Origin of the sequence: Paenibacillus sp. LPE1-1-1.1 (assembly GCF_040676435.1) — a bacterium.
GTDB lineage: Bacteria > Bacillota > Bacilli > Paenibacillales > Paenibacillaceae > Pristimantibacillus.
In genome coordinates this window covers 145,100-170,618 of the sequence record NZ_JBEGHY010000034.1, presented here as the reverse complement: position 1 = coordinate 170,618, position 25,519 = coordinate 145,100, and the positions used below count along the sequence as shown (strand labels likewise).

General features: G+C 49.7%; 17 protein-coding genes. 10 read left to right on the top strand and 7 right to left on the bottom strand.

The window, feature by feature from the left end; genetic code table 11:
• The first annotated feature begins 28 nt into the window (after positions 1–28).
• Both MRBLPE1_RS23945 and MRBLPE1_RS23940 read left to right on the top strand, forming a co-directional pair.
• Positions 29–520, top strand: a complete 492-nt coding sequence (locus MRBLPE1_RS23945) for a hypothetical protein (RefSeq protein ID WP_364150118.1) — start codon at positions 29–31, stop codon at positions 518–520.
• Positions 521–651: 131 nt separating this feature from the next.
• The gene (locus MRBLPE1_RS23940) at positions 652–1,146 is read left to right on the top strand and encodes a glutathione peroxidase (protein ID WP_364150115.1); all 495 of its coding nucleotides are present in this window, start codon (positions 652–654) and stop codon (positions 1,144–1,146) included.
• 197 nt (positions 1,147–1,343) lie between these two features.
• Here MRBLPE1_RS23940 and hisS read toward each other — a convergent pair whose 3' ends face one another.
• Both hisS and MRBLPE1_RS23930 read right to left on the bottom strand, forming a co-directional pair.
• Complete coding sequence (hisS, locus tag MRBLPE1_RS23935; protein ID WP_364150112.1) at positions 1,344–2,660, bottom strand: histidine--tRNA ligase; 1,317 nt, start codon at positions 2,658–2,660, stop codon at positions 1,344–1,346.
• Between the two features lie 298 nt (positions 2,661–2,958).
• On the bottom strand, positions 2,959–3,729 hold the full coding sequence (locus MRBLPE1_RS23930) for a CPBP family intramembrane glutamic endopeptidase (RefSeq protein ID WP_364150109.1): 771 nt from the start codon (positions 3,727–3,729) through the stop codon (positions 2,959–2,961).
• A gap of 301 nt (positions 3,730–4,030) precedes the next feature.
• Between MRBLPE1_RS23930 and MRBLPE1_RS23925 the strand changes: the two genes are divergently transcribed.
• Entirely contained in the window at positions 4,031–5,872 is a 1,842-nt protein-coding gene (locus tag MRBLPE1_RS23925; RefSeq protein WP_414698924.1) for an AbfB domain-containing protein, read from the top strand.
• A gap of 72 nt (positions 5,873–5,944) precedes the next feature.
• Here MRBLPE1_RS23925 and MRBLPE1_RS23915 read toward each other — a convergent pair whose 3' ends face one another.
• Positions 5,945–10,075 carry a glycosyl hydrolase gene (locus MRBLPE1_RS23915; protein ID WP_364150106.1) on the bottom strand — a complete coding sequence of 1,377 codons (4,131 nt, stop codon included), beginning with the start codon at positions 10,073–10,075 and terminating at the stop codon, positions 5,945–5,947.
• Positions 10,076–10,428: 353 nt separating this feature from the next.
• Here MRBLPE1_RS23915 and MRBLPE1_RS23910 point away from each other — a divergent pair, with 353 nt between their 5' ends.
• From MRBLPE1_RS23910 to MRBLPE1_RS23890, 5 genes are all read left to right on the top strand, one after another.
• Positions 10,429–11,136, top strand: coding sequence for a peptidylprolyl isomerase (locus tag MRBLPE1_RS23910; RefSeq protein ID WP_364150103.1), 708 nt, complete (start codon positions 10,429–10,431; stop codon positions 11,134–11,136).
• 150 nt (positions 11,137–11,286) lie between these two features.
• Positions 11,287–12,768 carry a glycoside hydrolase family 43 protein gene (locus tag MRBLPE1_RS23905; RefSeq protein WP_414698923.1) on the top strand — a complete coding sequence of 494 codons (1,482 nt, stop codon included), beginning with the start codon at positions 11,287–11,289 and terminating at the stop codon, positions 12,766–12,768.
• A gap of 41 nt (positions 12,769–12,809) precedes the next feature.
• A complete protein-coding gene (locus tag MRBLPE1_RS23900) occupies positions 12,810–13,406 on the top strand; it encodes a DUF6143 family protein (RefSeq protein ID WP_364150097.1) in 597 nt (198 codons plus the stop codon).
• A 582-nt stretch (positions 13,407–13,988) separates the two neighbouring features.
• Positions 13,989–14,570 carry a TetR/AcrR family transcriptional regulator gene (locus MRBLPE1_RS23895; protein WP_364150094.1) on the top strand — a complete coding sequence of 194 codons (582 nt, stop codon included), beginning with the start codon at positions 13,989–13,991 and terminating at the stop codon, positions 14,568–14,570.
• A gap of 69 nt (positions 14,571–14,639) precedes the next feature.
• A complete protein-coding gene (locus MRBLPE1_RS23890) occupies positions 14,640–16,481 on the top strand; it encodes an alpha/beta fold hydrolase (RefSeq protein ID WP_364150091.1) in 1,842 nt (613 codons plus the stop codon).
• Positions 16,482–16,574: 93 nt separating this feature from the next.
• Here the strand turns inward: MRBLPE1_RS23890 and MRBLPE1_RS23885 are convergent, their stop codons facing one another.
• Both MRBLPE1_RS23885 and MRBLPE1_RS23880 read right to left on the bottom strand, forming a co-directional pair.
• Positions 16,575–18,764, bottom strand: a complete 2,190-nt coding sequence (locus tag MRBLPE1_RS23885) for an asparaginase domain-containing protein (protein WP_364150088.1) — start codon at positions 18,762–18,764, stop codon at positions 16,575–16,577.
• Between the two features lie 20 nt (positions 18,765–18,784).
• On the bottom strand, positions 18,785–20,164 hold the full coding sequence (locus MRBLPE1_RS23880) for an asparaginase (protein WP_364150085.1): 1,380 nt from the start codon (positions 20,162–20,164) through the stop codon (positions 18,785–18,787).
• Between the two features lie 350 nt (positions 20,165–20,514).
• On the opposite strand from MRBLPE1_RS23880, the gene MRBLPE1_RS23875 reads away from it, so the two are divergent.
• On the top strand, positions 20,515–20,709 hold the full coding sequence (locus tag MRBLPE1_RS23875) for a sporulation protein Cse60 (RefSeq protein ID WP_364150082.1): 195 nt from the start codon (positions 20,515–20,517) through the stop codon (positions 20,707–20,709).
• Positions 20,710–21,132: 423 nt separating this feature from the next.
• Here the strand turns inward: MRBLPE1_RS23875 and MRBLPE1_RS23870 are convergent, their stop codons facing one another.
• The gene (locus tag MRBLPE1_RS23870) at positions 21,133–21,954 is read right to left on the bottom strand and encodes a class I SAM-dependent methyltransferase (RefSeq protein WP_364150079.1); all 822 of its coding nucleotides are present in this window, start codon (positions 21,952–21,954) and stop codon (positions 21,133–21,135) included.
• Positions 21,955–22,165: 211 nt separating this feature from the next.
• Between MRBLPE1_RS23870 and MRBLPE1_RS23865 the strand changes: the two genes are divergently transcribed.
• Positions 22,166–22,591 carry a DUF4395 domain-containing protein gene (locus tag MRBLPE1_RS23865; RefSeq protein ID WP_364150076.1) on the top strand — a complete coding sequence of 142 codons (426 nt, stop codon included), beginning with the start codon at positions 22,166–22,168 and terminating at the stop codon, positions 22,589–22,591.
• 57 nt (positions 22,592–22,648) lie between these two features.
• Here the strand turns inward: MRBLPE1_RS23865 and MRBLPE1_RS23860 are convergent, their stop codons facing one another.
• A complete protein-coding gene (locus MRBLPE1_RS23860; RefSeq protein WP_364150073.1) occupies positions 22,649–25,198 on the bottom strand; it encodes a glycoside hydrolase family 31 protein in 2,550 nt (849 codons plus the stop codon).
• Between the last annotated feature and the right edge of the window lie 321 nt (positions 25,199–25,519).

Genomic DNA, 25,519 nt, shown 5'->3' with positions numbered 1-25,519 from the left:
TGGCTAAGAATCGAGAGGAGGGCTCACCATGACGGTGACCATCGGTATTTTCGAGAAGGAAGAAAGCGTCTTGGAAGCGATCAAAAGGTTTCAGGCAGTGAGGACGGATAAACAAAACCTTCAAATTGTCGTAAAAAACAAAGAGGCCGCACCGCTGCTGTCCGGCCAAACGGATATTCCCGTTGATGAAGTCTATGACATCAGGGAAGCTCAGGAACGGGGCGGCGACAGATTCGTGTCTCCAATCGGAGCGGCTCCCCTTGTATCCGGAGGATATGTCGCCGGAGGGTCAGGAGTAGTCGGCGCAAACCCAACCGGCTTCGTGGCAGGGACGGCTGATCTGGATAACGATACACGCAACGAAAATGTCCTGCAGGATATCGGCATTCAAGGTAGGCATGCCAAGACGGCGGGCGATGCCATTGAAAAGGGATATTTCCTGCTGGCCGCCGACACGGATGACGAGGAAGTTTCCAAACGTTTGCTTATTCAATCCGGCGCTCTCGACGTTATTTATTAATGATGGGAAATAGAATGAGAGGGCTGTCCCGCGTTTTGGGGCAGTCTTCTTTTTTTGCGATTGACACTCTATTTTAAATTGTTTACAATTAAATTATAAAAAATATAAATCGGTTATTGGAGGTTTCCAACATGTCCTTGTACGATATTGAAGTGAAGACGATCAGAGGAGAAGCACAGACCCTCGCGCCTTATAAGGGGAAGGTCATGCTGATCGTAAACACGGCAACCAAATGCGGCTTCGCAGGCCAGTTCAAGGGTCTTCAAAAGCTTCATGATACGTACAGCAAGCAAGGTTTCTCGGTACTCGGCTTTCCATCCTCCCAGTTCGCGAATCAAGAGCTGAGCGATGACAGCCAAGTCGCCGAAGCCTGTGAGATCAATTTCGGCGTATCCTTTCCGCTTTACGCAAAAATCGATGTGAACGGCAGCACTGCGCACCCGCTGTTCCGGCGCCTCACGAATGACGCGCGCGGTTTTCTAGGCTCCCGTGCAATCAAGTGGAATTTCACCAAATTTCTCGTGGATCAAAACGGAAAAGTGCTGAAACGCTTCGGCTCCAAAGATACTCCCGAGAAAATCGAAAGCCACATTCAGAAGCTGCTTAAGACGCCTACCCATGCTTAATACACGACAAACAGCCTAGAACCTTTAAGTTCTAGGCTGCTCTTTTCTGGATAAGAGATGCCCCCGCATCCGGCTGTTTTTCGGATCAATGTAAGCAGGTTCAAGCAGCTTCACTTCTGCATAGTAGCGTAAAGTTTCTTTGCTTATTCTGGTCAACCCGTTCTTTCGTGATAATTCTTTTTTATTTGCAGGAAGGATTAAGGCAGCCTGCTCGAGAGTTGTTCATAGGGCAGACCCAATTGCTTCTCAATCCAATAGATCGCTTCATCAACGCCCACTTCTCTCTCGGTCCGTTCCTCCAGATCCTTCAAGCGCAGCTTGCCCGACTTCCATTCCGTTTCTCCCGCCAGAAGCGCGTATCTCGCTCCGCTGCTTGAAACTGAAGCCAAAATATTTTTCAGCTTCCGCCCGCTCGTATCGAGCTTCACCCGAATCCCGCTTGCGCGCAGCTCGGCAGCCGTTTGCAGCAGTTCCGCCGCGGTTACTCCGATAGGGATGAGGACAACTGGCGCCGCAGCCGCCTCGGCGGAGCGCTCTCCGAGCAGCGCCATCATCGATTCCACGCCAAAAGACAAGCCTACCGCACTGTATTCCGTTTCCTCCCTGCCTATCAACTGCCCAATAATAGCATCATACCGACCGCCGCCCCCCAGGCTTGAGGCGTAGCCTCCCGATGCGTCGAATATTTCATAAACGGTACCCGAATAAAACGAAAGCCCGCGCGATAGAAAGGGATCAAACACGCATGCCTGCCCCAGTCCGATTTTGCATAAAATTTCGTGTACGGCTTGCACCTCCAGCGCACCCCTGCTGTTCCGAATACCGTACTTATCCATCAGCTTCTCCAAGGTCGGCTCCTTAAGCGCAAGAAGCTCTTCTATCGCAGCAATCGCGTCTTCAGCCAAATTCTTCTGAAGGAGCTCTTCTCTTACGCCAGCTTCGCCGATTTTGGCCAGCTTATCCATCGTCAGCATGACCGACAACGCATCCTCCGCGGAAATATGAACAGCTTCCAGTATCTCCCCCAGAAACCGCCTGTTATTCCATTTCAGCTGAATGCCTATTCCAAGCGTCCGGAACACATCAACCGCCAGCTGCATGAGCTCCGCCTCTGCCTCCGGCCCCTTTACACCGACTACATCGACATCGCATTGCAAAAATTCCCGCAATCTCCCGCGTTTAACCGGTCCATCACGGAACACCTTTCCAATTTCATAGCGCTTCATAGGCAATTCTATGCCCGGATTTAGCGCCATCACCTTGGCAAAAGGTATCGTTAAGTCATAGCGCAAGCCTAATCGTCGTTTCCGCCTATCCGTCAGCTGGTACATTTCCTTTACGATTTCATCGCCGCCTGCATATTTAGAGGTCAAAAACCCGAGCTCGGTCAGCTCGGTAGTCACCATTTCATCAAAATCATAAAGCGCAAACTTTTCCCGCAGCGTCGCTTGGAGCTGACTCCTGAGCGCCTGTTCCTTGCCAAAATAGTCATAGGTCCCCTTCACATTTTGCATCACGATCAATCCCCTCTCGGTTAATGGAATAAAAAAACGCGCAGGACCTCTTGGTCCTGCGCGCATCGTATGCTGCAGGGAGGCCAACGCGAGAAGCGCTAGCCCACCCTGAATGTTGTTCAGGTGTGCTAACGCCTAATGAAATGATGAAGCTGATTCAATTGGAATTTGTACATGATACCCATTCCCTTCGACTGAATTACAGTGATTATAGCGAACCGGAGCTGATCGCGCAATACCTGGCAGCAGCTAAACCATGATTTTTATCGGAGGAGTCTGTCAACAACTGGCTCTTTCTCTAAGCTGTCGAATTTATTCGCAGACGGCCATATGCCAGCACGATGACCAGCAGCAGCAGGATGGCCGCAAAGATATGGGCATTTTCGAGCAAAAAGGAGTGGGTATTCCCCGGCGCGGTCAATAACAGTCCTTGCGCAGCCTCGCGTCCCGGGATACCGTAAACGATACAATACATCACATTCAAGCCCATATGAATCCCCGTGTTCATCCAAATGGAACCCGATCTGAGAAGCACGTAACCGAGAGTCAAGCCCAATAGAATGGAGAAAATGGTGTTTTGAACGCTGAAGCCAACTAACCAGACATCATCCCATGCATAAATAAATGCGGATAGCAGCAACAAATTCATATTTCGTATTTTCCCCTTGAGATGAGCGAACACATAACCTCTCACGATGAGATCATTGATCAGCGAACCGAGAAACATGCCCGCGAACGCTTCTACCATAAAAATAATAGCTTGAGGCGCTTTTTTTATTCCCTCAACCTGAAAATCGCCAAATATCCATAATAGCAAGTACATCGCCGCCCAAATGCCTGCGCCGAATAAAAAGCCGATTCGCAGGTTTCTTTTCCAGCCATAATGAGACTTTACGCCCAAAGCGCTAATCCCCTTCAGACCTGTCAGCATAGCTACATGATGGGCTAATACAAAAAAGAAACATGCATACATCAGCCATAACACCGTATTAAGAGGATATAGCAGCGGAACCAGATTAAAATATATATCGATAATCAAAAAACCAATCCATGCTAATGCTAAGCCCATAGGTCGAACCCTTCCTGTCCATGTTGGATGATAACCTCAAAAATATATTCGCTATATCCCGCTTATCCCCTGCTTATTTTCTCGCGTTCACCCGTTTCCCTTCCAAAATAAATAATTCACTTTTTTAAGGCTGTTATTTTTCACAAATGTTAACATTCTTCACTTGTAAGCGTTTACAATAAAAGCTAATTTCATGTAGAGATCCTTCTGCATGCTGGATACAGCGGTGGATCATCTAATCTCATTGGGAGGGAAATGAAGAATGCGCAATGCTTCAAAAAGATTGTCCTCAGTGATCATCATGTGCTTGCTTATGGTTTTAACGTATGCGGGAGTCAGCCCTGAGCACGCAGAAGCAGCAAGCGTCAGCATTACAAACGGAACCGAGTGGCTCGATACGGCAGGAAATCCAATCGACGCCCACAGCGGCAATATTTTGAAGGTCGGCTCGACGTACTACATGTATGGTGAAAAAGCGGTGGACTGGAAGTTTGACCGAGTTAACGTATACACCTCTACCGATTTGAAAAACTGGACGCTCGGCAACAGCATATTGACCAAAAACTCCGCATCGGAGCTGAATTCCAGTAAAATCGAAAGACCAAAGGTCATTTACAATGCGGCAACCAACAAATACGTGCTTTGGATGCACTACGAGAACGGCACCGATTATTCCTTGGGCCGCGTAGCCGTAGCAACAAGCAGCACGCCGGACGGCAATTTCACCTATCAAGGAAGCTTCCGTCCGCTCAATTACGAATCGCGCGATATGACCGTCTTTGTCGATACGAACGGCACCGGCTATTTGATTACGGCATCGAAGAAGAACGGCGGCACCAACGATACGATGGCGATCTTCCAGCTTAATGCCAGCTATACCGATGTCCAGTCCTTTGTTGGATGGGTGTTTGAAAATGGATACCGCGAAGCCCCGGCCGTCGTGAAGAAAAACAATACGTATTATTTATTCACCTCGCAGGCCTCAGGCTGGTATCCCAACCAAGGCGGCTATGCTACCGCGAGCTCAATGACAGGGTCGTGGTCAGCTCTGTCGCCGTTTGGCGATCCCGCCGCTTACGGCTCGCAGATCCACAGCATCGCAACGATAACCGGCAGCAGCACGACCTCTTATATTTATATGGGCGACCGCTGGAATCCGCTTAATTTAGGCGACCATCATTACATTTGGCTGCCTCTTACGTTAAACGATTCGAATGCGACCGCTTCTCTGAATTGGTACAGCTCTTGGAGCATCGATGCGGCCACCGGATCCGTGACACTGCCCTCCTTAGTCAACCACGCCCAGGGAAAAACGGCGACAGCCAGCTCGACAGTCTCCGGCTCATCCGCTGCCAACGCAAATGACGGCAATGCCCAGACCAGCTGGATCGCGTCAAGCAGTACTTGGCCCGCTTGGTGGCAGGTCGATTTTGGCGCTCCGAAGACGATTACCGAGGTCGATATCTCATGGTTTATGTACAAGGGCTCCGAGGCTTATTATAAATACAAAATCGAGGTGAGCAACGACGGCGTCAACTATTCGGCAATCGACCGGACAGGCAATACCAGCTACGGCTTTACGACGGATGCCGTACGTTTCACCGCCCGTTACGTACGCATTAATCTTGTGAACGCGGTTCTCTTCAACAACCCGAACAACTGGTACACGCCAACCGTGCATGAAATTCGCCTGCTCGGTCCATCAACAGCCGATGCAACCGGCCACAGCAGGCTTGAATCCCATAACTTTGCCACCCGTTATGTTCGCCATTACAATTATGCGGCCCGCATCGATGAGAATGTATCGCCCGTGCTGGATTCCCAGTTCCGCATCGTACCCGGACTCGCTAGTGCATCCAGCGTCTCCTTTGAATCGATAAATCTACCAGGCTATTATCTGGTGCGCAATGCAAGCAACCAAATTGTTTTGCAGCAATACGCAGGAACCAGCGCATTCAAAAACGATGCCACCTTCAACCAAACTGCCGGCTGGGCCGATAATACAAAGGTCTCTTATGAGTCCTACAGCCAGCCGGGTTATTTCATACGCCACTATAATTATGTCCTGCAGCTCGCCGCCGTCAATGCATCCAGCGCCGCCACGCTAAAGAGCGACGCGACGTTCCGGCGCTATAATTATTAGCGCACGGCAAAACCCCGGAGGAGATCGGCATTTGCCCATCTCCTCCGGGGTTTCTTATTAGGCTTCGTTTGGTTAGGTTGCATCTACGCTGAGCGTGATATCATCCACGTAGACGGCTGCGGTGCCGGAGCCGCTAGTCGGCTCAATCTTAATGCCGATTGACTTCACGGCATCACGTCCTTGTACGCCGCTTAACGGAATCGTCAATGTTTTGAATTCAGACGAATCGACGCTGACGGCCGGACCGCTATCGAACCAGGTCCAGTTCGTGCCGGTCTTTATATATAACCGCATGTTGGCTGTTCCCGCTGACAGCTTCACCTTTACGCTTATGTCATCGACCGCGGATACATCAAGCGCCGATACCTTAGTAAGCTCAAAACCCGTTCCCGCCAAGCTGAAGGAAGAGCTCAACGAATGCGTGCCGCCGGCTGCAGCATCCGTCGTAATAATCGGAGCAGCCGCGCTTGCTTCGTTTGCTTCTACGATAAAGCCCGAAGTGTCACTCTCAAAGTCGTACAGGGTTCCCGCAGGCGAAGGCTCGCTTCCCGCTCCGTCACCCCCGTTCGGCACCCCGCCGGTTCCGTCATTTATGGCCTCGATATCATCAAAGTACAAGCTGCTGCTGAGCGTTGCACCCGATACCGCGTTCACGTAGATAGAGAAATCCTGCACATTCTTCAGGCTGAGCTTGTTGATTTTTTTGCCCGCGTTGCCTGTATCCCAAGGGGCAACCGCAAATTCATTAAAGTGAAGGGTCACCCATTCCCCAGCGGTTCCTGCCAGAGACGGATACGCCTCATAAGAAACGCCGTCTACCTTCAGCTGGATAACAAGCTTCTGATTGGAGCCATCCGGGACGATCCAAAATTTCAGCTTGTTAAACGCAGACCAATCCGCGCCGCCAAGCCCTTTAGTAATTCCGGCATATCCGGAGCCCGCTAACGAATAATCGAATTTCATGGCGTAATTGCCGCCGCTCTCATGTGCAGGATCGAGGCTGACTGCAACCGAATCCCCGCCGGCTTTCACGAACTTCGCCTGCAGCGCGGCGTTAACGCCTTGATATCCCTCAAAATCATCCACTAATGACGGAATAACAGGCGGTTCAAAGTAACTGTTGATTAACTGAATATTATCGATATAAATGGGGCCGTCAAACTGCAGCCCGCTTCCGATAATCGATAAAGCAAGGCCCGTTGCTTCGGCTGACTTGACTGCGTCATTCATATCAACCGCCGCGGAATAACGCGCGTATTCCACGCCGTTAACCGTTACTTTCTCTAAGTCAGCCAGTTTTTCTTCCGATGTCAGCATGCCGTATTTCCCCGCATCCGACCAATCCGGAGGAAGCATTACGACCGTGCGCAAGCTTGCATTCGCATTGGCAGAGCCTGCCGACACCGGAATCCAGGCGTCCAATTTCACTCGATTAACGGAAGTAAGAGGCACGGAGTTCGCCGCATCCGTCAGCTCCAGCTTAAATTCCTGCCAGCTGTCGCTTTGCGCAGCGCCTGTCACATTCAGCTTAAGCGCGCCGCTCCCGTTAAAGCTCTCATGCTCCAGCGCGAGAGACATCGTATCCGGCCATGTGCCATTATTTTGAATACCGTTTATTCGATCGTCAAAGGTATATGTCTTCAATATAATCTCATCGGCTTTGATAAAAACGGAAACCGATTGCTCCAGCACTACGTCGTTTTGTTTATAAACTTTTACGGTAATGGTAGCCGTCTTCCCGTTTTGCTCGCCTGAAGGAGACCAGCTTGCCGAATAAAAGCCATCGCCGTCCAAGCTCATCGGCACTTCGGCCGTCCCGCCTTCTGCTATATACACAACCTTGGAAGGGGACTCGTTCAGCACCCGCGCACGAACGAGCGTCACGTTTTCTTTTATCGTGCTTTGATGAACAGGAGTTGCAACATGAAGGTATGGCTGCTCTGCCGCAGCTTTGATTTGTTTGCCGTAAACTTCGCCGACCTCCGCAGCAAACGCGGTATACGAATCGTTATAGTAAGCAACCAAATCGCTCAACAGTTCATGGTCGCCCAGCTCCGGTGCATTGCGATAAGGAACAAATAAGTTGCCGTTTGCACTGAAATTCGCCCAGGTCTGCATGTAAGAAATCCGCTTTGCGTCCGGATCGGATTTGATCGCGTTCAGCATTCTCGTAAACCACGCCGTGTCCAAATTCCCTTGCTGCAGCATGCCCTGAGGACTGTAGCCGAATTCGGAGAACGTCGCAATTTTCCCCTTCGCATCCGCCAGCTTCGAGATCATCGCCAAATCATCAACCAATAAATTTAAAAATGTCTCGCTCCCTGGATTTTGCTGATTATCGTATTGATCCATGCCAAGGATATCTACGTAGTCGTCGCCGGGATAAGTCGTTAAATAGTTGGCTTCGCTGCCGGCAAAGGTACCGTTTGGCGAATAAACGTACAACAAGGAGTGCACATCCTTCTGGTCGCGCAAATATTCAACCGTATACCGGTATATTTCGACGTACTCGCTCGTCGTGGTCGTTTTGGCGCCCCACCAGAACCAGCCGCCGTTCTGTTCATGGAAGGGACGGAACAGCATCGGAATCAGCTTACCGTCATCATCCTTTAAATTGCCCGCAAGCAAAGCGATTTGATCGAGAAAGGCGTTATAGTCCCCATTCTTGTCGCCGCCCGGCAAAATATGCTGAACGACCGAGCCTGCCGTATCATTAAAGCTCCCGCCCGTTACGAAGTTGGGCATATGGGCGCTTAACGTAACGATACCGCCGAGCTCATGCGCTTCTTTCATTTTGGCGATGAGATTGATTCTGCTTTGCTCGTAATCATTAAACACACCCGGCTTTTCTTTGCCCTCCAAGCTAAGCGTATCCCAGCCGAATACCGCCGGATAATCGCCGACCGCGTTTTTGACATCGGACTGCGTCCCTGTCGCGTTCGTAAAGGATAAGCCCTCCGTCGTCGCGTGCTGGTGGCCGAACAGCACCTGCTGTCCGCGTACATCATCCAAATAAGCAAACAAGGATTTCGTATAGTCCGTGGCATCCGGATCGACCAAGTTCTCTACCCGCTCCGCGCTGCCGCTGCTGCCTGAGCCAGGCCCTGCCGAAGCCGCTTCAACGACGCCATTTTTTATCGCTGCCTCGCCTTTTTTGAGCTCGCTCCCGTTCAGCTTGACGCCGTCAGCCAGTATAGAGGCTTTTTTTACATCGCCCTGGCCTTTCAGCAGCGTACCGCTTGCGCCAGCATTTAACGTAAGGCCGTCAATACGCGCGCCTGCGTCTAGCTCCAGCGTAAATTCGCTGTCCGCCGCTACGTGCTGCGCGGTTGAGCCGTTGCTGAAAAGGACGCGAACAGGACCTTCCTCCCGGTTAACCTCTACTTCCGCCAACGTTGAATGATCGACCGTCACGCTGTTTACGCCCCCGCCCCATACGAATGTTTTACCTTTAACGGTAACATTCTCGAGCTTCGCATCGCCATCGCCTATGGCAGACGTCAAATACAAATTGCCGGAGATCGTCATGTCCTTCAGCACGACACCAGCCCCGCCGACAACGACACTGCCCGCCGCGGACGTACCTGCAAATTCGCCTGCTTGCGGGTAGTACCCTGCAACAAGCTTATCAATGACCGCCACAAGCTCGGCCCTCGTCAATTGGCCTTTCGGTTTAAAGGAACCATCCGTATAACCGTTTAACACACCTGATAGGGCTCCGACCGCCGCTTTTGCATAGCCGGCTATCTCGTCCTCATCCTTAAAGGAAGCGCTCCCAATTCCATTTAGCTGAAAAGCCTTCGCCAGAAGAACTACCGCGTCCTGCCGGGTGACGGCATCCATCGCCTTGGCCTTATTCGAAGGAAATCCTTCATAGTAGCCCGCCGCGCGGGCCGCCGAAACGGATTTCGCGTACCATGCCGATGCCTCTACGTCTGAAAACGGCTGCCCGGATTGGGCTTTGAATCCCAGCACTGCATTAATAATCGTGACCAGCTCCGCACGCGTGATACTCTTATTCGGTCCAAAGGAGCCGTCTTTGTATCCTTTCACGACCCTGTTGTCCTGCCATCTCTCAATGGCCGTTTGTGCCCAGTGCCCTTGAACATCCGCCGCCGCTGTTTGAGCAAAAGCAGGCATGGCAGCCGATAAGACAAGTACAGGCGCAATGACCCCAGCTATCCACTTACGTATTTTCTTCATTCTAAGCCTCCTGTAATTTTGTTATTTTTGTTATTGCTTATGACTGATATATGTAAGCGCTTAATTTCTAGTATATCGTCTGATACTACAGAAAAAAATGGTCTGTACTAGCTTTTATAGGTTTAAAATGATTTTCAATTGTATGATTTGTTATTTTGTTAGGTTGATTATTAGGCCTATTAATCAGAATTGAAGCTAGCTCAATGACCGCATCGTCTCCATGCCGGCGTAAGATATTCGCAATTAATTCGAGCAATATGCTATTATACAAATTGGACAATGCTAAACGGCGGCCGTCTTCTTCTGTCGGCAATAGCCTGTTTCCATTCGCAAATACAGGGAGGATATTGAACATGCTTTTGAAAAACAAACGCCTCGGAATGATGCTGCTCCTTTCCCTTATTTTAATCGTTGTAGCAGGCTGCGGCGGAACCAAAACTCCGAATAACGGCGAAACGACCGGTTCGAACGGCGGTACCGCAAACACGACAACGCCTACGGAAGCGCCTGTCGAGGACGGCCCTGCCCTTTTAGGTCCGGACAAGCATCCTGTCGTAACGATTCAGCTGAGCAACGACAAAATCATTAAGCTGGAGCTTTACCCGGAGGTTGCTCCGAATTCCGTAAACAACTTTATTTCCCTTATTAATAAAAGCTTCTATGACGGCGTCATTTTTCACCGCGTTATTCCAGGCTTTATGATTCAAGGCGGAGATCCTGACGGAACCGGCACGGGCGGACCGGGCTACAGCATTCCCGGCGAGTTCAACAGCAACGGCTTCGAGAACAAGCTGAAGCATACGCGCGGAATACTTTCTATGGCCCGCACCAACGATCCGGACACAGCCGGCTCGCAGTTTTTCATTATGGTAGCCGATGCTCCGTCGCTGGATAATGAATATGCCGCTTTCGGCAAAGTAACGGAAGGCATGGAAGCCGTCGACGAAATCGTTAATCAGGCGAAAGGCGCTAACGATCGCCCGGATAACCCGATTTCCATGAAAAAAGTAACGGTAGACACGCTTGGCATGACTTTTGAAGAGCCGACAAAAACAAAATAAAAGAGGGAAGGGCATAGCCCTTCTCTTTTTTTATGTCCTATAATATAATAAATTTATTAATCGGTTAATAAATGTATAACCATCTAAGGCAATCAAGGGGGATTAACGATTTTGAGGAAACCAACGATTATTTTGCTCACCGTATGCTTGATGGCCTTTATGGGCGCATGCAGCGGCGGCAATGCCGAAAACGCGGCGAAAAACGCGGAGAGCGCGCAGCCTGCGGCTTCATCCGAAACTTCCGGCCAAGCAAATTCGGAAGCGGTTACAACGGAAGAACCCGCGTTTGCCGATGCGTCCGTACATGATCCATCCATTATTAAAGTCGAAGATACCTTTTACATTTTCGGCTCCCATCTGGCTGTCGCGAAGTCTAAAGACCTGATGTCCTGGGAGCAGCTCAACTCGAGCGTTTATGAAGGAAATCCGATCATTCCCGATGTGTTGACGGAGATGGGCGAGGAGCTTGCATGGGCAGAGACCGATACCTTCTGGGCGGGCGACGTCATCCAGCTGCCGGACGGCAAATTTTATATGTACTACAGCATGTGCAAAGGCGATTCCCCTCGTTCCGTGCTCGGCTATGCGGTTGCGGATCATGTAGAGGGCCCTTATACGAATAAGGGTACGATTTTGAAATCCGGCATGTGGAATGAAGCGAGCGAGGATGGTACCGTATACGATGCGACGATTCATCCTAACGTAGTGGACCCTAATTTATTTTACGACAAAGACGGCGTTCTCTGGATGGTGTACGGCTCTTACTCCGGCGGAATTTTCATTATGAAAATGGATCCGAAAACCGGCCTGCCCCATCCCGGCCAAGGCTACGGCAAACGGCTGCTTGGCAACAACCACAGCCGCATCGAAGCGCCGTATATGATGTACAGCAAAGAAACCGACTATTATTATCTGTTCCTCTCCTATGGCGGGCTTGACTCAACTGGCGGCTACAACATCCGCGTCGCACGCTCGAAGACGCCTGACGGTCCATTTCTTGACGCCGAGAGCCAGGATATGATCAACGCATTCGGCGCTGCCGGTACGCTGTTCGACGATGTTTCTATCGCTCCTTACGGAGTAAAACTCATGGGCAACTTCCAAATGGACAATGTGGATGGAGAAATAGCGAATATCGGAACGGGATACGCATCACCCGGCCATAATTCTACTTATATCGATCCGGAGACGGGCAAAATGTTCATCATTTTCCACACCCGCTTCCCGTCGCGCGGCGAAGGCCATGAGGTGAGAGTGCATCAAATGCTTATGAATACGGACGGCTGGCCTGTGATTGCTCCCCATCGTTATGCGGGTGAAACGGCCGAGCCTGTCAAAGCAGAGGAAATCGCAGGCGAATATAAATACGTGAATCACGGGAAGGACATTACAGCGGATGTGAAACAAGCCAGTCTCATCGCCCTTGGCAAAGACGGAAGTATTTCCGGCAGCGTTAGCGGCACTTGGAAAAGCACAGGCGACCTTACGCTTGAGCTGACCATTGACGGCATGTTATATAAAGGCTCGCTGCTGCGCCAATGGAATGAAGGCACACTCAGCTATGTCATGACTTTCAGCGCGCTCTCCCCAGAAGGCATTGCGATTTGGGGCAGCCACGTCTCTAAGGAATAGCCATTCCTTGCACCGCTTTGCTCTCACTCGGATTCGCAGGCATGTTACCGGAATCCCGTCATATGGTGGAGTATAAGCGTGCTGCAAAAAAGGATGGTGAAGCCATGTACGGCTACGGCCCTGTCAGCGTGGTCAATTTAACGAATCCGCTGAATAAGTCGCTGCAAGGAAAGTATTTTTTGGGCGAGACCGATCAGCTGAATCCAAACGATTCAAACCGGACCTGGGGAGCGCTGGTCAACCCTCCACACTCCGGCGTTAATCTTTATTTGGATCTTTATGTACTTAGCAACCTGTCGGATGATCATCTTGTGTCGCAAATTTGCTTCTGCTCAAGCTTGCCCACGCGCGGAATGCAGTCCCATGAGGTCTCAACAGCCAACCTAGCCCTGTCCCCGGCGCCGCTGCCCCGGGGACAGGTGCAATTTGGCAGCGGTCTCGATACGACTGCGCTGGCCGCCGTGCCCGTCTCCACCAGAGTTATCCCCTCTTACTCGAGCATTTCCAGCGAGAAAGCAGGCCACTGGATTATCGGGCCCGGCAAAGCCATACTCTTTACGTTAACAAGCTCCATGAACCGCACCGCACCTGCCGTCATTTCCGTCGGCTGGTGGGAAGAGGCTCATGGCGTTTATTAAGGGGACGGTTTAAGCGATGCGGTCACATAGGCAGTCACTTCCGTCGACTGACGGGGAGAGACCCACGACGTGTATTAAAGGGCTAAGTATGTGCGGTCACACCTGTGTAACCTGGTTTTCTGACGCCAGAAAGACGTTTGGTATATCTTAAGACTTGTTATATGTGCAGATCCCCATGGTCGTATTTCATGATCATGGGTTTTTCGTGTTCGTATTCCCGCATATGCGCATCTTCTCAGTCGCAGTCATCCGGTACACTGTAGTTTCTACATTAGAATTCCGGAAACCGCCGTTTCATTTCAGCTACAGTGCATTTACTACAGCAGAATAGCCTCCGCTTGCTCCTAACCGTTTGAAAATAGGCACTCCCATTGCAGAAACTACAACGTACGCTTCGATTCCGCCATTTATCCGCTCTTACATTGCAGAAACTGCAGTGTAGAACCACCCACTCCATTCTAACTAAATTTTAGTATATAATCTTCCCCCGTTTGCATGCACTGCCGCATGGAATTCCCCAAATCCCCCCTTATCAGCTAATAAATAATTGACAGCCGAATTTTAGAACTATATAGTACTAATATGAACACTAAAACAAAAACTTCCAATCGAGAAATTGCGCTGCAAACCGCAGCCAGCCTTTTTTTGAGCAAAGGCTACCTTGTAACCAGCATGGATGACATCGTCGCGGAGAGCAAAGTATCCAAGACCAATATTTACTACTATTTTAAAAGCAAAGAGGAACTACTATCCACGATTATCCAGCGAATGACGGATCAATACGAAGCGCTTATTGCCCAAATAGCCGCTCAGGCGGAACAGCCTGTTACGGATCGGCTGATGAGGCTGATGCAGGTGCTTATTGAACAAGACGCCGATTGCCTTGGCGGCTGTCCCTTCCTGACGCTTTATACGCAAACTCCCAAGGAAGCAGGGGAGGTCCGCGAACAAATCAGCCATTTTTTCAGCAGGCAGCTTACGGTTCTCGAACAGCTGATTACAGAGGGCATTGCAGCCAATGAATTCAGCAGCAAGCTGCCGCCGCGGCAAATGGCAGCCTTGATTTTATCTACGGTTGAAGGCGGGCTATTCCTGCAGCATGCCAACCCGGAATCAACAATATTGCAGCAATCGCTTCATGCTTTAGCTTCCATGCTAAAGTAATTTTTTTGAACCGATTAGTACCGTTCAGTACTACTATTACTAATTACTATTTTAAGGAGTGAAAACAATATGGCGCATATTTTCATTACCGGCGGAACAGGTTTTCTCGGTACCCACATTGTTAGGCAGCTCGCGGCACAAGGGCATCATATTACGGCATTGGTACGATCACGCAACCGATATACCAAGCTCGTCAAGCAGCTAGGCGAAGAAACATCCCGCTTCTTATCTGCTGTTAGCGGCGATTTGACGCAGCCGGGACTCGGATTATCGTCAAGCGACCGGCAAGCCATTCAAGCCGCAGACGTCATTATTCACGCAGGCGGCCCCATGGATATTTTGCTGGATGAACAGCTTGCCAAGCAAGTATTCCTAGATGCCGCCGTTTATTTAGGGGAGCTCGCCGACGAGCTTTATAAGAATGGCGTTCTTCGCCATTTTATTCATATCGTCGGCTTTAAAAGTCCCGTAACCGATCAGAATTGGCATGAACCCTCTGCAATATTGAAGCTTTTAGAGCATGAATCGCCTTATGAGCGCATGAAAATAACCGCCGATCTCCATATACGCAAGCAAGCCAAGGAATCTGGCTATTCTCTTTCCGTCGTGCACCCCAGCGTCGTCATCGGCGATTCCGCTACCGGAAATACAGAACAAACCGGCGGGCTCGGCATTTTAATCGCATCCGCCAGACGGAAGCTGATGGGCACCGTTCCCGGCGGCAGGAAGCATTGGCTTCCGCTCGTTCACGTCGATCACGCTGCAGCTTTCATCGCTGCATTAGCAAATGAACGGCAGCCGGTTAATGAAACCTACTATCTGTTGGATGAGCAAGACCAAAGCCCAAGCATGACTGAGCTTATCCGAATCATTAACAAGGAGCTCCGCGTCCCCGCGCCCATCGGTTCGGTCTCCTTATCCTTTTTAACCAAGCTGTTCAGCACTTCATTAGGCGGTAAGGCAGGCATACCCAAGCAGTCGCTCAGCTTTATCGTAAATACGGATTTCCCCACGGTATCAGCAAGGCGAATCCAGCAAAAATACAGCCTTCCGGCATCCGTGAACGCCTCCGTTCTGCCCCATGTCATATCCGACTTGGATTACCGCCTATCGCATGGAAGCCCCGATCACACAGGCTTCGCGCGCGGCAGACGTGGGTCGCTCGCCACAATGGAGAAGACGGGCCGCGGCAATCCCGTCCTGATGCTGCCCGGCACCTTCAGCGGAGCAGACTGCCTTCTCCCGCTTGCATCGGAGCTGCATGAGCACAACGTGTGGGTTGCAGATTTACCCGGCTTCGGACGCACACCGTATTACCGCCATGACGCAAACGTCATCGAGGGACATGTCCATGCGATCATCGCGGCCGTCCTTTCACAGGAGGAGCCCGTTACTTTAATCGGCCATTCTTACGGCGCACTGCTGGCAGCCCAGGTTATGGAGCGGATTCCTGAACGGATTCACGCCGTACATCTGCTGCAACCCGCATTTCATCAAGCGAACGGCCGCTACCGCATTCCAAGCGCGAATCGCTTGCTTCTAACAAAGGTTTCAGCTAACACGCTGCGCAATAAGCTCCTATCGCAAGGCTGCTTTGAGAGCGTCGGGGAAATCCCGGCCGGCTACATGCAATACGTACGAAACGAGCTTCGCTCTCCCCGGGTCAGAGCGGCATTAGCCGATACGCTTGCGGCATTGACCAAGGCTAATCACTTCAAGCTCCAACCCGCAAGCTGGCACAGCAAACCAATCAGCATAATTTGGGGCACACATGACCAGGTGTATTCCTTGCCAAAGGCTTACGATCAAATTCCCACGAAACGGATTGCTCGCGGCCACCATTTCCCCATTTCACATCCGGCCGAGACGGCGGAGCTTATCAGGCAAGCCGGGCTTTCGGTTTCTATGTAATGGCCCTTTATTGCCGCAGCGCAGAAAAAGGCGGTTCCTTAAGGTCTTCACAGACCTTAAGGAACCGCCCTTCCGGAGATTCATACCCTGATTTTACTTTTTGAGCATGTTCATAATTACCGTAATGGCATCCGCTCTCGACGCCGTAGCTTTTGGCGCGAAAACATTGCCTGTGCGCCCTTGAATGATGCCTTTGTCGCTAACTGCTTTTACAGCCCCCATCGCCCATGCCGGAATATCATCGTTATCGGCAAAGCTGGTTACTGCATTCGGATCCACGGTTAACCCCGCTCCGCCTGCAATCATCGACACCATTTCCATTCTCAAAATATTAGCGCCCGGGCGGAAGGTTCCGTCTGGATATCCGCTAATAATTTCCGCTTTGACTGCATGCGCGACGGCTTCCTTCGCCCAAGCCGCAATTTGGGCTTGATCGGTAAAGGTAAGCGCCGCACCCTCGCCCTCTGCTTTTAACGCGCCCATCAGCATCACGGAAAATTCCGCGCGCGTAATGGTGTTATTCGGCTTAAAGGTACCGTCCGTATAGCCTTTTACAATGCCGGAAGCAACAGCCTCTTTAATGGCCGCCTCCGCCCAGTGTCCGGAAATATCCGTAAAGGCTGCATCCGCTTTATCCACCGCAAACACGGCAAACTTTGTAAAATGATCGGTTTTCACTTCAATGCTGCTGCCGCTCACGGTTCCGCCCATTTCGATCCACTGTTTCTTCATCTCATCATAATAGAATACGGAGGCCACTTTGCCTTCCTTAATGAGTGCCGGATCAAACTTAAAGGTTAGGGTGACGGGAACCAGGAAATTCGCCGATATGGTTTTGAGTATTTCGAAGATCGGCGATGCCAGCTGGCTTGTTGGTTCCACAATGCCGCCCGTGCCCGTCAGCTTCGTAATGGACAGCTGCATTTGTTCTTTTGTCGCTCCTGCGGGAACGGATACCGTGACGCTGTCATCCAGGCCTAAGGTGCCCGCACTGCCGGCTCCGATGATAACCTGGCCCGAATTCGTTTCAGTACCGCCAGATCCTCCAGATCCGCCGTCTCCTCCAGGAGTAGTAGGGGTCTCGGCTACGTCTAACGTAATGTCTTGCGTGCCCACGGTCTCAAACCAGTTCTTCACTGTATTAAAATCATTCGAAAATGCGAGCGACAGCATCAGCATAATCCGGGCATGCTGCGGGTTCAAGTTATCCCCTGCGATAATGCCGCTGCCACCGCCGGTAATCGTGCCGGAGCCCGTTCTTGTCGTCGATACGAATGTGACGCCATGATCTTTAATGGCCGCGGAGCGTGCTGCGCTCATTTTCGACGAAATCCCAGCCGCACCCGTGCCCGCCGTCACGATTCCTTTCGCGCCATCCTCAACCGATGCCCGAATCGCGCCGCCGCCAGCTTCTTGGTAGCTGTACACGATCTCAACCTTCGGCAGGCTCTCCTTCGAAATCGTCTTTAAGTTAAACGGCGTTGCCCAGTCGGCTTGCCCTGCCTTTAACGCCCGGGCATTTAGGCGGTAAATGCGTACCGCCGGATCATCGACGTAGCCCAGTGCGCCAAACATAGGCGTCTCAAACGTATCCATGCGATGCGCATTGCTTTTCGTTACCTCGCGAGCCGCATGAATGACGTCATTCAGCATGACGACCGTGCCGTACCATTTGGTTTTGCCGCTGCCAGCTACCTTAATCGCCTGATAAAGGTTGGCCGGACCATCAGTGCCAATCGCATCCCATGGCCTCATTGCCCCCGTTACGACGACAGGCTTTTCGCTTTGCACCGTCAAATCGAGAAAGTAAGCAATCTCCTCCATCGTGTCGGTACCCGTCGTTACAACCGCGCTGTCATAGACCGCAAGAGCCGCGTCTACGGCAAGCGATAAATCATAAAGCTCTTTCATCGTGTAGCCGCCTGACCCCTTGTTCCCGAATTGAAAGGTGGAGACATCGGCTATTTTATCTTTTCTTGGGAGCTCGGCAACCATATCCGCTATTTTGTAGGTGCCCGCTGCATAGTTTTGAAAATTGGTAGGATCGCTATTTCTCACTTGCCCGGCTAATGTGCCGCCTGTCGCCACAACAATGACATTGGGCAGCGCCGAGGCTTTATGCTCCTCAGACAATGCCGGAATATCAAAGGTCGGCAGCACCGGCGCCGCTACCTCTGCACGAACCGAATGGGCATAACCCGTCAGAACCGTGCCGAGAAGGGCCACAATGAGGAGAGGAACGAAAATCTTCTTCGTTAATTTTGATTGGCTTATTATGGTCATAACCGTACTCCTCCCCAAAATTATGGCATCACCGGTGCTGTTTCAGGCGTAGGTTCCGTAGTAACCGGCTCCGTAGTCGGCGTAGGCTCGGTAACCACAGGCTCTGTAGTCGGAGTAGGCTCAGTAACTGCAGGCTCCGTTACGACAGGCTCAACAATCGGTTCTTCAACCGAAGTGCTCAGCACGGTATTTTCATCCACTGATATTTCAACATCCTGTGTACCGAAGGTCGTAAACCAGCTTCTAATTTGGCTCACATCATTTGTAAATGCAAGGGATAGCAGCAGCATCATGCGGGCATGCGCCGCATTGAGGTTATCGCCGCCAATAACGCTTCCGCTTCCGCTGTCATAGATCGTACCGGAGCCAGTTCTCGTTGTCGATACGAATACTACGCCCTTATCCCTAATTGCCGCCGTACGGGCTGCGCTCAGCTGCGACGATATGCCGCCTGCCCCCGTGCCTGCCGTTACGATACCTTTTGCGCCGTCCTCAACCAACCCGCGAATAGAACCGCCGCCTGCCTCTTGGTAGCTATATACGATTTCAACAAGCGGAAGGCTGTCCTTAGAGATGGTTTTGAGATCAAACGGGGATGACCAAGCCGGCGTACCTGCTTTAGCCGCTCTTGCAGGAGCACGGTAAATGCGTACAGCAGGATCGTCTACATAACCTAGAGCGCCAAACATAGGAGCGTCAAAAGTATCATTGCGGTGTGCATTTGTTTTCGTTACCTCACGAGCCGCATAAATGACATCATTCAGCATAACCACGGTACCGAACCATTTTGTCTTGCTGCTGCCGGCAACCTTTATGGCTTGATAAAGATTAGCAGGTCCGTCCGTACCAATAACATCCCACGGTCTCATTGCGCCCGTTACAACGACCGGCTTCTCGCTGCGTACCGTAAGATCAAGGAAATAAGCAATTTCCTCCATGGTATCGGTACCCGTCGTAACAACCGCGCTGTCATAAATTTTTAGAGCGGCGTCAACAGCCAGCGACAAATCATAAAGCTCTTTAATGGTGTAGCCGCCTGAACCCTTATTTCCGAATTGGAAGGTGGAGACATCGGCTATTTTATCCTTTTTAGGAAGCTGAGCAACCAAATCCGACATCAGATATGTACCCGCTGCATAGTTTTGAAAATTGGTAGGATCATCGTTTCTCGCTTTTCCCGCAAGCGTGCCCCCGGTTGCGACAACAATAACATTAGGCAGGCTGGATGCCTGGTGCTCAGATGAAAGAGCCGGAATATTAAAGGTGGGCAGCTGAGGCGCTTCCTCTGCGCGTACAAAGCTGTTACTTGCCATTACCCCAACCATTGCCGCTAATAGCGAAAGCACCAGCAATGGAACAAGAACCTTCTTAGCTAACTCTCTCTTTACAATCTGTGTCATGTTTTTCTCCTCCAATGTTATATATTTCTCTCTAACTACTTCCACATTCTATTACATGTAATATAATCTAACAAACATAAAATTGATCATTAAAGCGTATACAACAAGCTTTTGCTTGATTTTGCTCAGATTTTGACTTTGTTCCTTACTATATTAAAGTATCTATATGTTATATAAACTTACATTAACTTGCATAATTCCGACTCCATACGACTAATTCCACAGGCAGAGGTTGGGTTATTTATTCAGATTGACACCCACATCCCCCAGTGCTATGGTGGACGTGGGCAGGCATTCCGCTACCAAGGCGGGATGCCTATCTGTCTATTCGGAAAGCGGGGTGAAACAGCATGATTCAGGTAAAAGAGTTTATCGATACGGATACGGTTTTTGCCGAAAAAAGAGCAAACGACTTTTTGGCGGAGCTGGATGACGACCAAGTCATTAACATTTGTTACGGTTCCATGATCAAGACAGCCACTTCCGGCAATACGTATCAGAGAAGCACCATTTTAGTCGTCTATAAGCAAAATCCGCAAAAGTAATGAAGAAAGAAGGTGATCCGCCATTAAGCCCCGTCAGGATCATTTTGTAACGCAAGAGACGCAGGGGAACGAGGAACAGGACATTCGAGGCATAAAAAGAGATAAGTGGGAATTATTTTTCCGCATTCTGTCTGGCACGGCAGCGATCGGTTTAGCCGCCGCAGCCATCGGTTTTGCCGTCTACCTATTTCTTAAACAATAGAAGCAGCTGCGATTGAAGCCGTTATCACTTATTAAGCACGGAGGTTGGCCATGAAATCCTTTACGCACAATCGATTGTTTATGTTGAAGAGCGGAATATTCACTAAGCCATAGTCCCCCCCTCTCCCCCAAAAGAAACAAAAAATAAGCAAGCTGTCTTTGCCTTAAAGGCGTTAACAGCTTGCTTATTTGTTTTATAGCCGACTTATCCTAATAAAGGATTTATTTCACGCCGATTCTCATCCGGTAGCTGAACCTAATATCCAACGTTCTGCCTGCAAAATAATTTTCAACGCAGCCCCGGAACTGCCGAATCTGCTCCTCAAGGCCGGTTGAGCCCAGCTTAAATACCGTTTGAATGCCGCCTTGACTGAGCGCCAGGCCAATATAGCGCTGCGCATCGCAGGTCTCTATATTATGAAATACGATTTCCTTCGAGAAGCGGAACAATCCGCTGCCCGCGATATGGGCTAAATGCTGCTCCTTGTCGCGTTTGCTTGCCCGGTCCTTCTCCGCGATATAGTTCCCGATAATTTCCTCGGAACGGTCGATGAGCCGTTTGTATTCCGCTTCAACCGACCAATGCAGCGTAGGAGGCCAGTCGCAATCATAGGCTGCAAATATGCCTTCGGGCTTTAGAACCCGCGCAAACTCGCGAAGCGTGCTGACCGGCTCCATCCAATGGAAGGATTGCGAGCAGGTAACCACATCGACGCTCTCCGGCTCCAAAGCCAGCTTATCCGAGTAGCCTTTGACGAAAGAAATAGGCTCCGCATTAGTTAACTTCGATAAATGGGAAACCGCCTTGCTCCTCATATCGTCATTGGGCTCAAAACCAATAATTCGCCCGGCATGTCCAAGCCATACAAAGGAGGACAAGCCTGTGCCGCAGCCGACATCAGCCACCGCATCGGGTTTCCGGCCGAGGTAGCTTGTTAAAATATCGATAACTGCTTTCGGTGCCTTAGGCCGATGCTGATCATAATCATTTTCAAATCCGGAGAAACGATCTACGTTGTTTTGCGAATGGCTTCCTGTAGTCATTGCACAGCCCCCCGTTTCAACTAAAAGGAGTTAGGCTTATTATTGCCCACTGCTCATAATGATAGCATTAAATTCAGTATCCTGCGCAAGGATAAATGAAACTGCGTCAGCCAAATATTTTAAATGACATAATAGTTTAAATATTGCTAATTGCGCGGTAATTCACTACTATTAAATTAAGTAAATCCAATAAGGAAAGTAGGTTTTTAACATGAAGGAAATTCCGATTCCTTACGTTCGCAGCAATCAGACGGGTATCGTTATCGTTCTCCTCCTTGCATTAAGCCTGCAGCTGCCCTGGCTCATCGCGGCGTTGTTCATTATTCAAATCGTCGGATTGGTCTTTGGTCCAACAACAAATCTATTCATTCTCGCTGCCCGTCCTTTTCTTACGCGTTTGCTCCCTTCCGCGCAAACGGAAGCAGCCGAGCTGCAGCGCTTTAACAACTCCCTTGGCGTAGGCTTTCTCACCTTGTCGTTGCTTAGCTTTGCACTCGGCTGGTCTACAGCAGGCTATATATTCGCAGGCATGATGGGGGCTGCCGCTCTTGGCGCCATCCTCGGCTATTGCATTGGCTGCACCATCTATTTTCAATACAAGCAGTTTCACGCACGCCGCCGTTTGAAGAAGGGCTGACGCTTTCTTGTAACAAAACGGGTTGAAGCCTAAGAGACCTCAACCCGTTTTTTTGTATTATTGAATCGTCACCTTACGGCTTTCGTTTACAGGGATTTTGACATATAGAACTTTCTCTCCTGAATCGAAATAATAGCCTCTTTCTTGTTTGTTCAGTTCCTCGGCGCTGCCAACTTTATCATAATTGTTTTTAGAGGATTTTACTTTTTTCGGCTCTTCAGCATTATGCAGCTTAAGCGTGTAGGACTTAATGTCAGATTGATAGTTTTGTGTTTTTTTGTCTTGCTCAAACGTGATTTGGTTTCCTTTATTTTCTAAATGAAATTCAGTAACATTGAACTCACCTTGTTTGTAATCCAATGTTTTAGCATCGTCCTCGTAGAAGCTGTAGCTTGCTTTTTTATTCAAGTAAGAGTCGAGAATCAAGTTTTCCAGCTTCTTCTCATCCGTATGTTGTTCGACTTCCTGACGAGGGATGATCGAATCTGCTTTCACGAAGATCGGCAACATGGCAAGATCGGCATTTACGGTTATCGTTTGATTGCCGTCAAACTCTTTTCCTGTCCAATAATCTACCCAGTCGTTGCCAGCCGGCAGGTACACTTGACGGCTCGTTTGGCCTTGTTGCACTACAGGAGCAAGCATCAACGAATCGCCGAACATGAATTGGTCCTCGATATTGTATGTTTTCGTATCGTTTTGGAATTGATAAACAAGCGGTTGTTGAACCGGTTGTCCATTATCGGCCGATTTCTTAAATTGATTGTATAAGTAAGGCATCAGCTCATAACGCATTGAAATGTACTTCCGGCTAATATCCTCAACTTCTTCCCCGAATTGCCATGGCTCTTGTCCGCTTCCGAGACCGGACTTCGCGCTGTTATCGTAATGGTCGCGGGCAAACGGCAGGAAGGCGCCGACCTCGATCCATCTCGCAAACAATTCGGGGGTCGGAACATTGCCAGGCGATTTGGCAAAGCCGCCGATATCATTTCCGACAAACGGAACTCCGGACAAACCGACATTGGCGTTCATCGGAATCGACATTTGCAAATGCTCCCAATTACTTACGTTATCCCCGGTCCAAAGTGCCGCATAGCGCTGAGTTCCAGCATACATATCCCGTGTTAATACAAACGGTCTTGTATTCGGTTTATGCTTCGCAAATGCTTGATAAGTTGCTTCGGCCTCATCGTGTCCATACAGATTGTGGTATTCCGTATGCAGTTTCTTCTCTCCGTTATCACCTTCAAACACGACGTCAAGCGGCATCGTATGGAAGGGACCGTTAAATACAGCAGGTTCATTCATGTCATTCCAAATGCCGTCAACCCCTTCATTTAGCAAAGTACCGAGACTGTCGGCCCACCATTCACGCACATCCTTCTTCAAGAAGTTTGGGAAAGCGGAAGGTCCCGGCCATACTTCACCGATGAAAGTGGAGCCGTCAGGATTTTTTGCCCAGAAATCACGTTTTACTCCTTCTTGGTATATACGATAGTTGTCATCCTGTTTGACAGCCGGGTCATTGATTGTAATCGCGTGGAAGCCTTGTCCCTTTAATGTTTTGAGCGCTTGTTTGTATTGCTCGTTCCACGTGAATACTCTGTAGCCATCCATGTAGTCGATGTCTAAATGCATCGTATCCAGCGGGATTTGTTTCTCACGGTAAGTATTCGCAACATTGACCAGCTCTTCGGGTGTATATCCCCATTTACTTTGATGGAAGCCTAGAGACCACATCGGAGGCGTTTCCGATTTTCCCGTAAGCTCCGTATATTTATCGATAACATCTCCGATTTCCGGACCGTTGATAAAGTAATACGTAAGTTTCCCGCCGTTGGCATAGAAGTAATAATAGTCGTCGTTTTCACTTGCCATTTCATAGTAAGAGCGATTCGTATTGTCAAAGAAAATGCCGTATGCTCTTTTATTTTTTAATCCGAGGAAAAAAGGAATGGACGTATACAAATATTTTGTATCTTTATTGTAGGAATAAGCGTCTGTATTCCACATGCCAAGGCTTTTTCCGCGTTTGTTCAGCCCGCCGGACTGCTCGCCGAATCCATAGAAGTTTTCTTCCTTGTCGGTTTTCTTGAAAACATACGGCTTTCCGTCTTCATAGCCTACGCCTTGTGCCGCGTCTTCGTTGATGACATTGCCCTGCTTGTCCAAAAATTTGATTCCAAACGGACGTTTATTAACTTTGACTGTCATTTCGTCAGTAGTTAGCGTGAACTCGGTATTCGTCTCACTTGTTTTAAAGCGAGGGGTCTTCCAATTTTTCTTTGCAATTCCGGGGGAGACAAATTCGTCTTCGCCTTTTTTCAAAACGGAGATTTTCGCCATGTCGTCAGAAAAGAGGCGGATAAAGCCTTGGTAATCGCCTAAATCTAACTTTACTCCATTTTCCAGTGCTTCTAATGATGATACGGATAATGACTTCAGATTTTGCTTGTTTAACGGGGTGTCTGCTTCAGGCTGCGTTTCGGCAAAAGCTACGTCGGTTGGAAACACGCCCGCTGCAGTTCCCGTCAGCAAACTTAAACACAGGATGGCTTGCGCCAATTTTTTCGACTTGCTCATGGACTTCATTTTTTTTCTCATACCTTTCTCTCTCCCACTCCGATTAAATTCATAAACTGCGGTGCCCACTACAAAGTTAGCAACTAAAAGCAGCATGAACAATGGGCAATGCCTCCTATGAGATCGCTTGATAGGTCACAAATATAGAGGGAAAGGCTTGCAAAACAGATCTGCAAATAGAGCTAAAATAGCGACGTATCTTAATTTAGGCTTGTTTTTGCTTTTCCGCCCGCGATGGCTGAGAGCAGCCATTTTTGCTAAAATAATGGATTAAATCCAAATCTTCATAGTTCTATTGAATCAGGGACTGTCAACTTTGATCTCATTAACTTGATAGGGTCA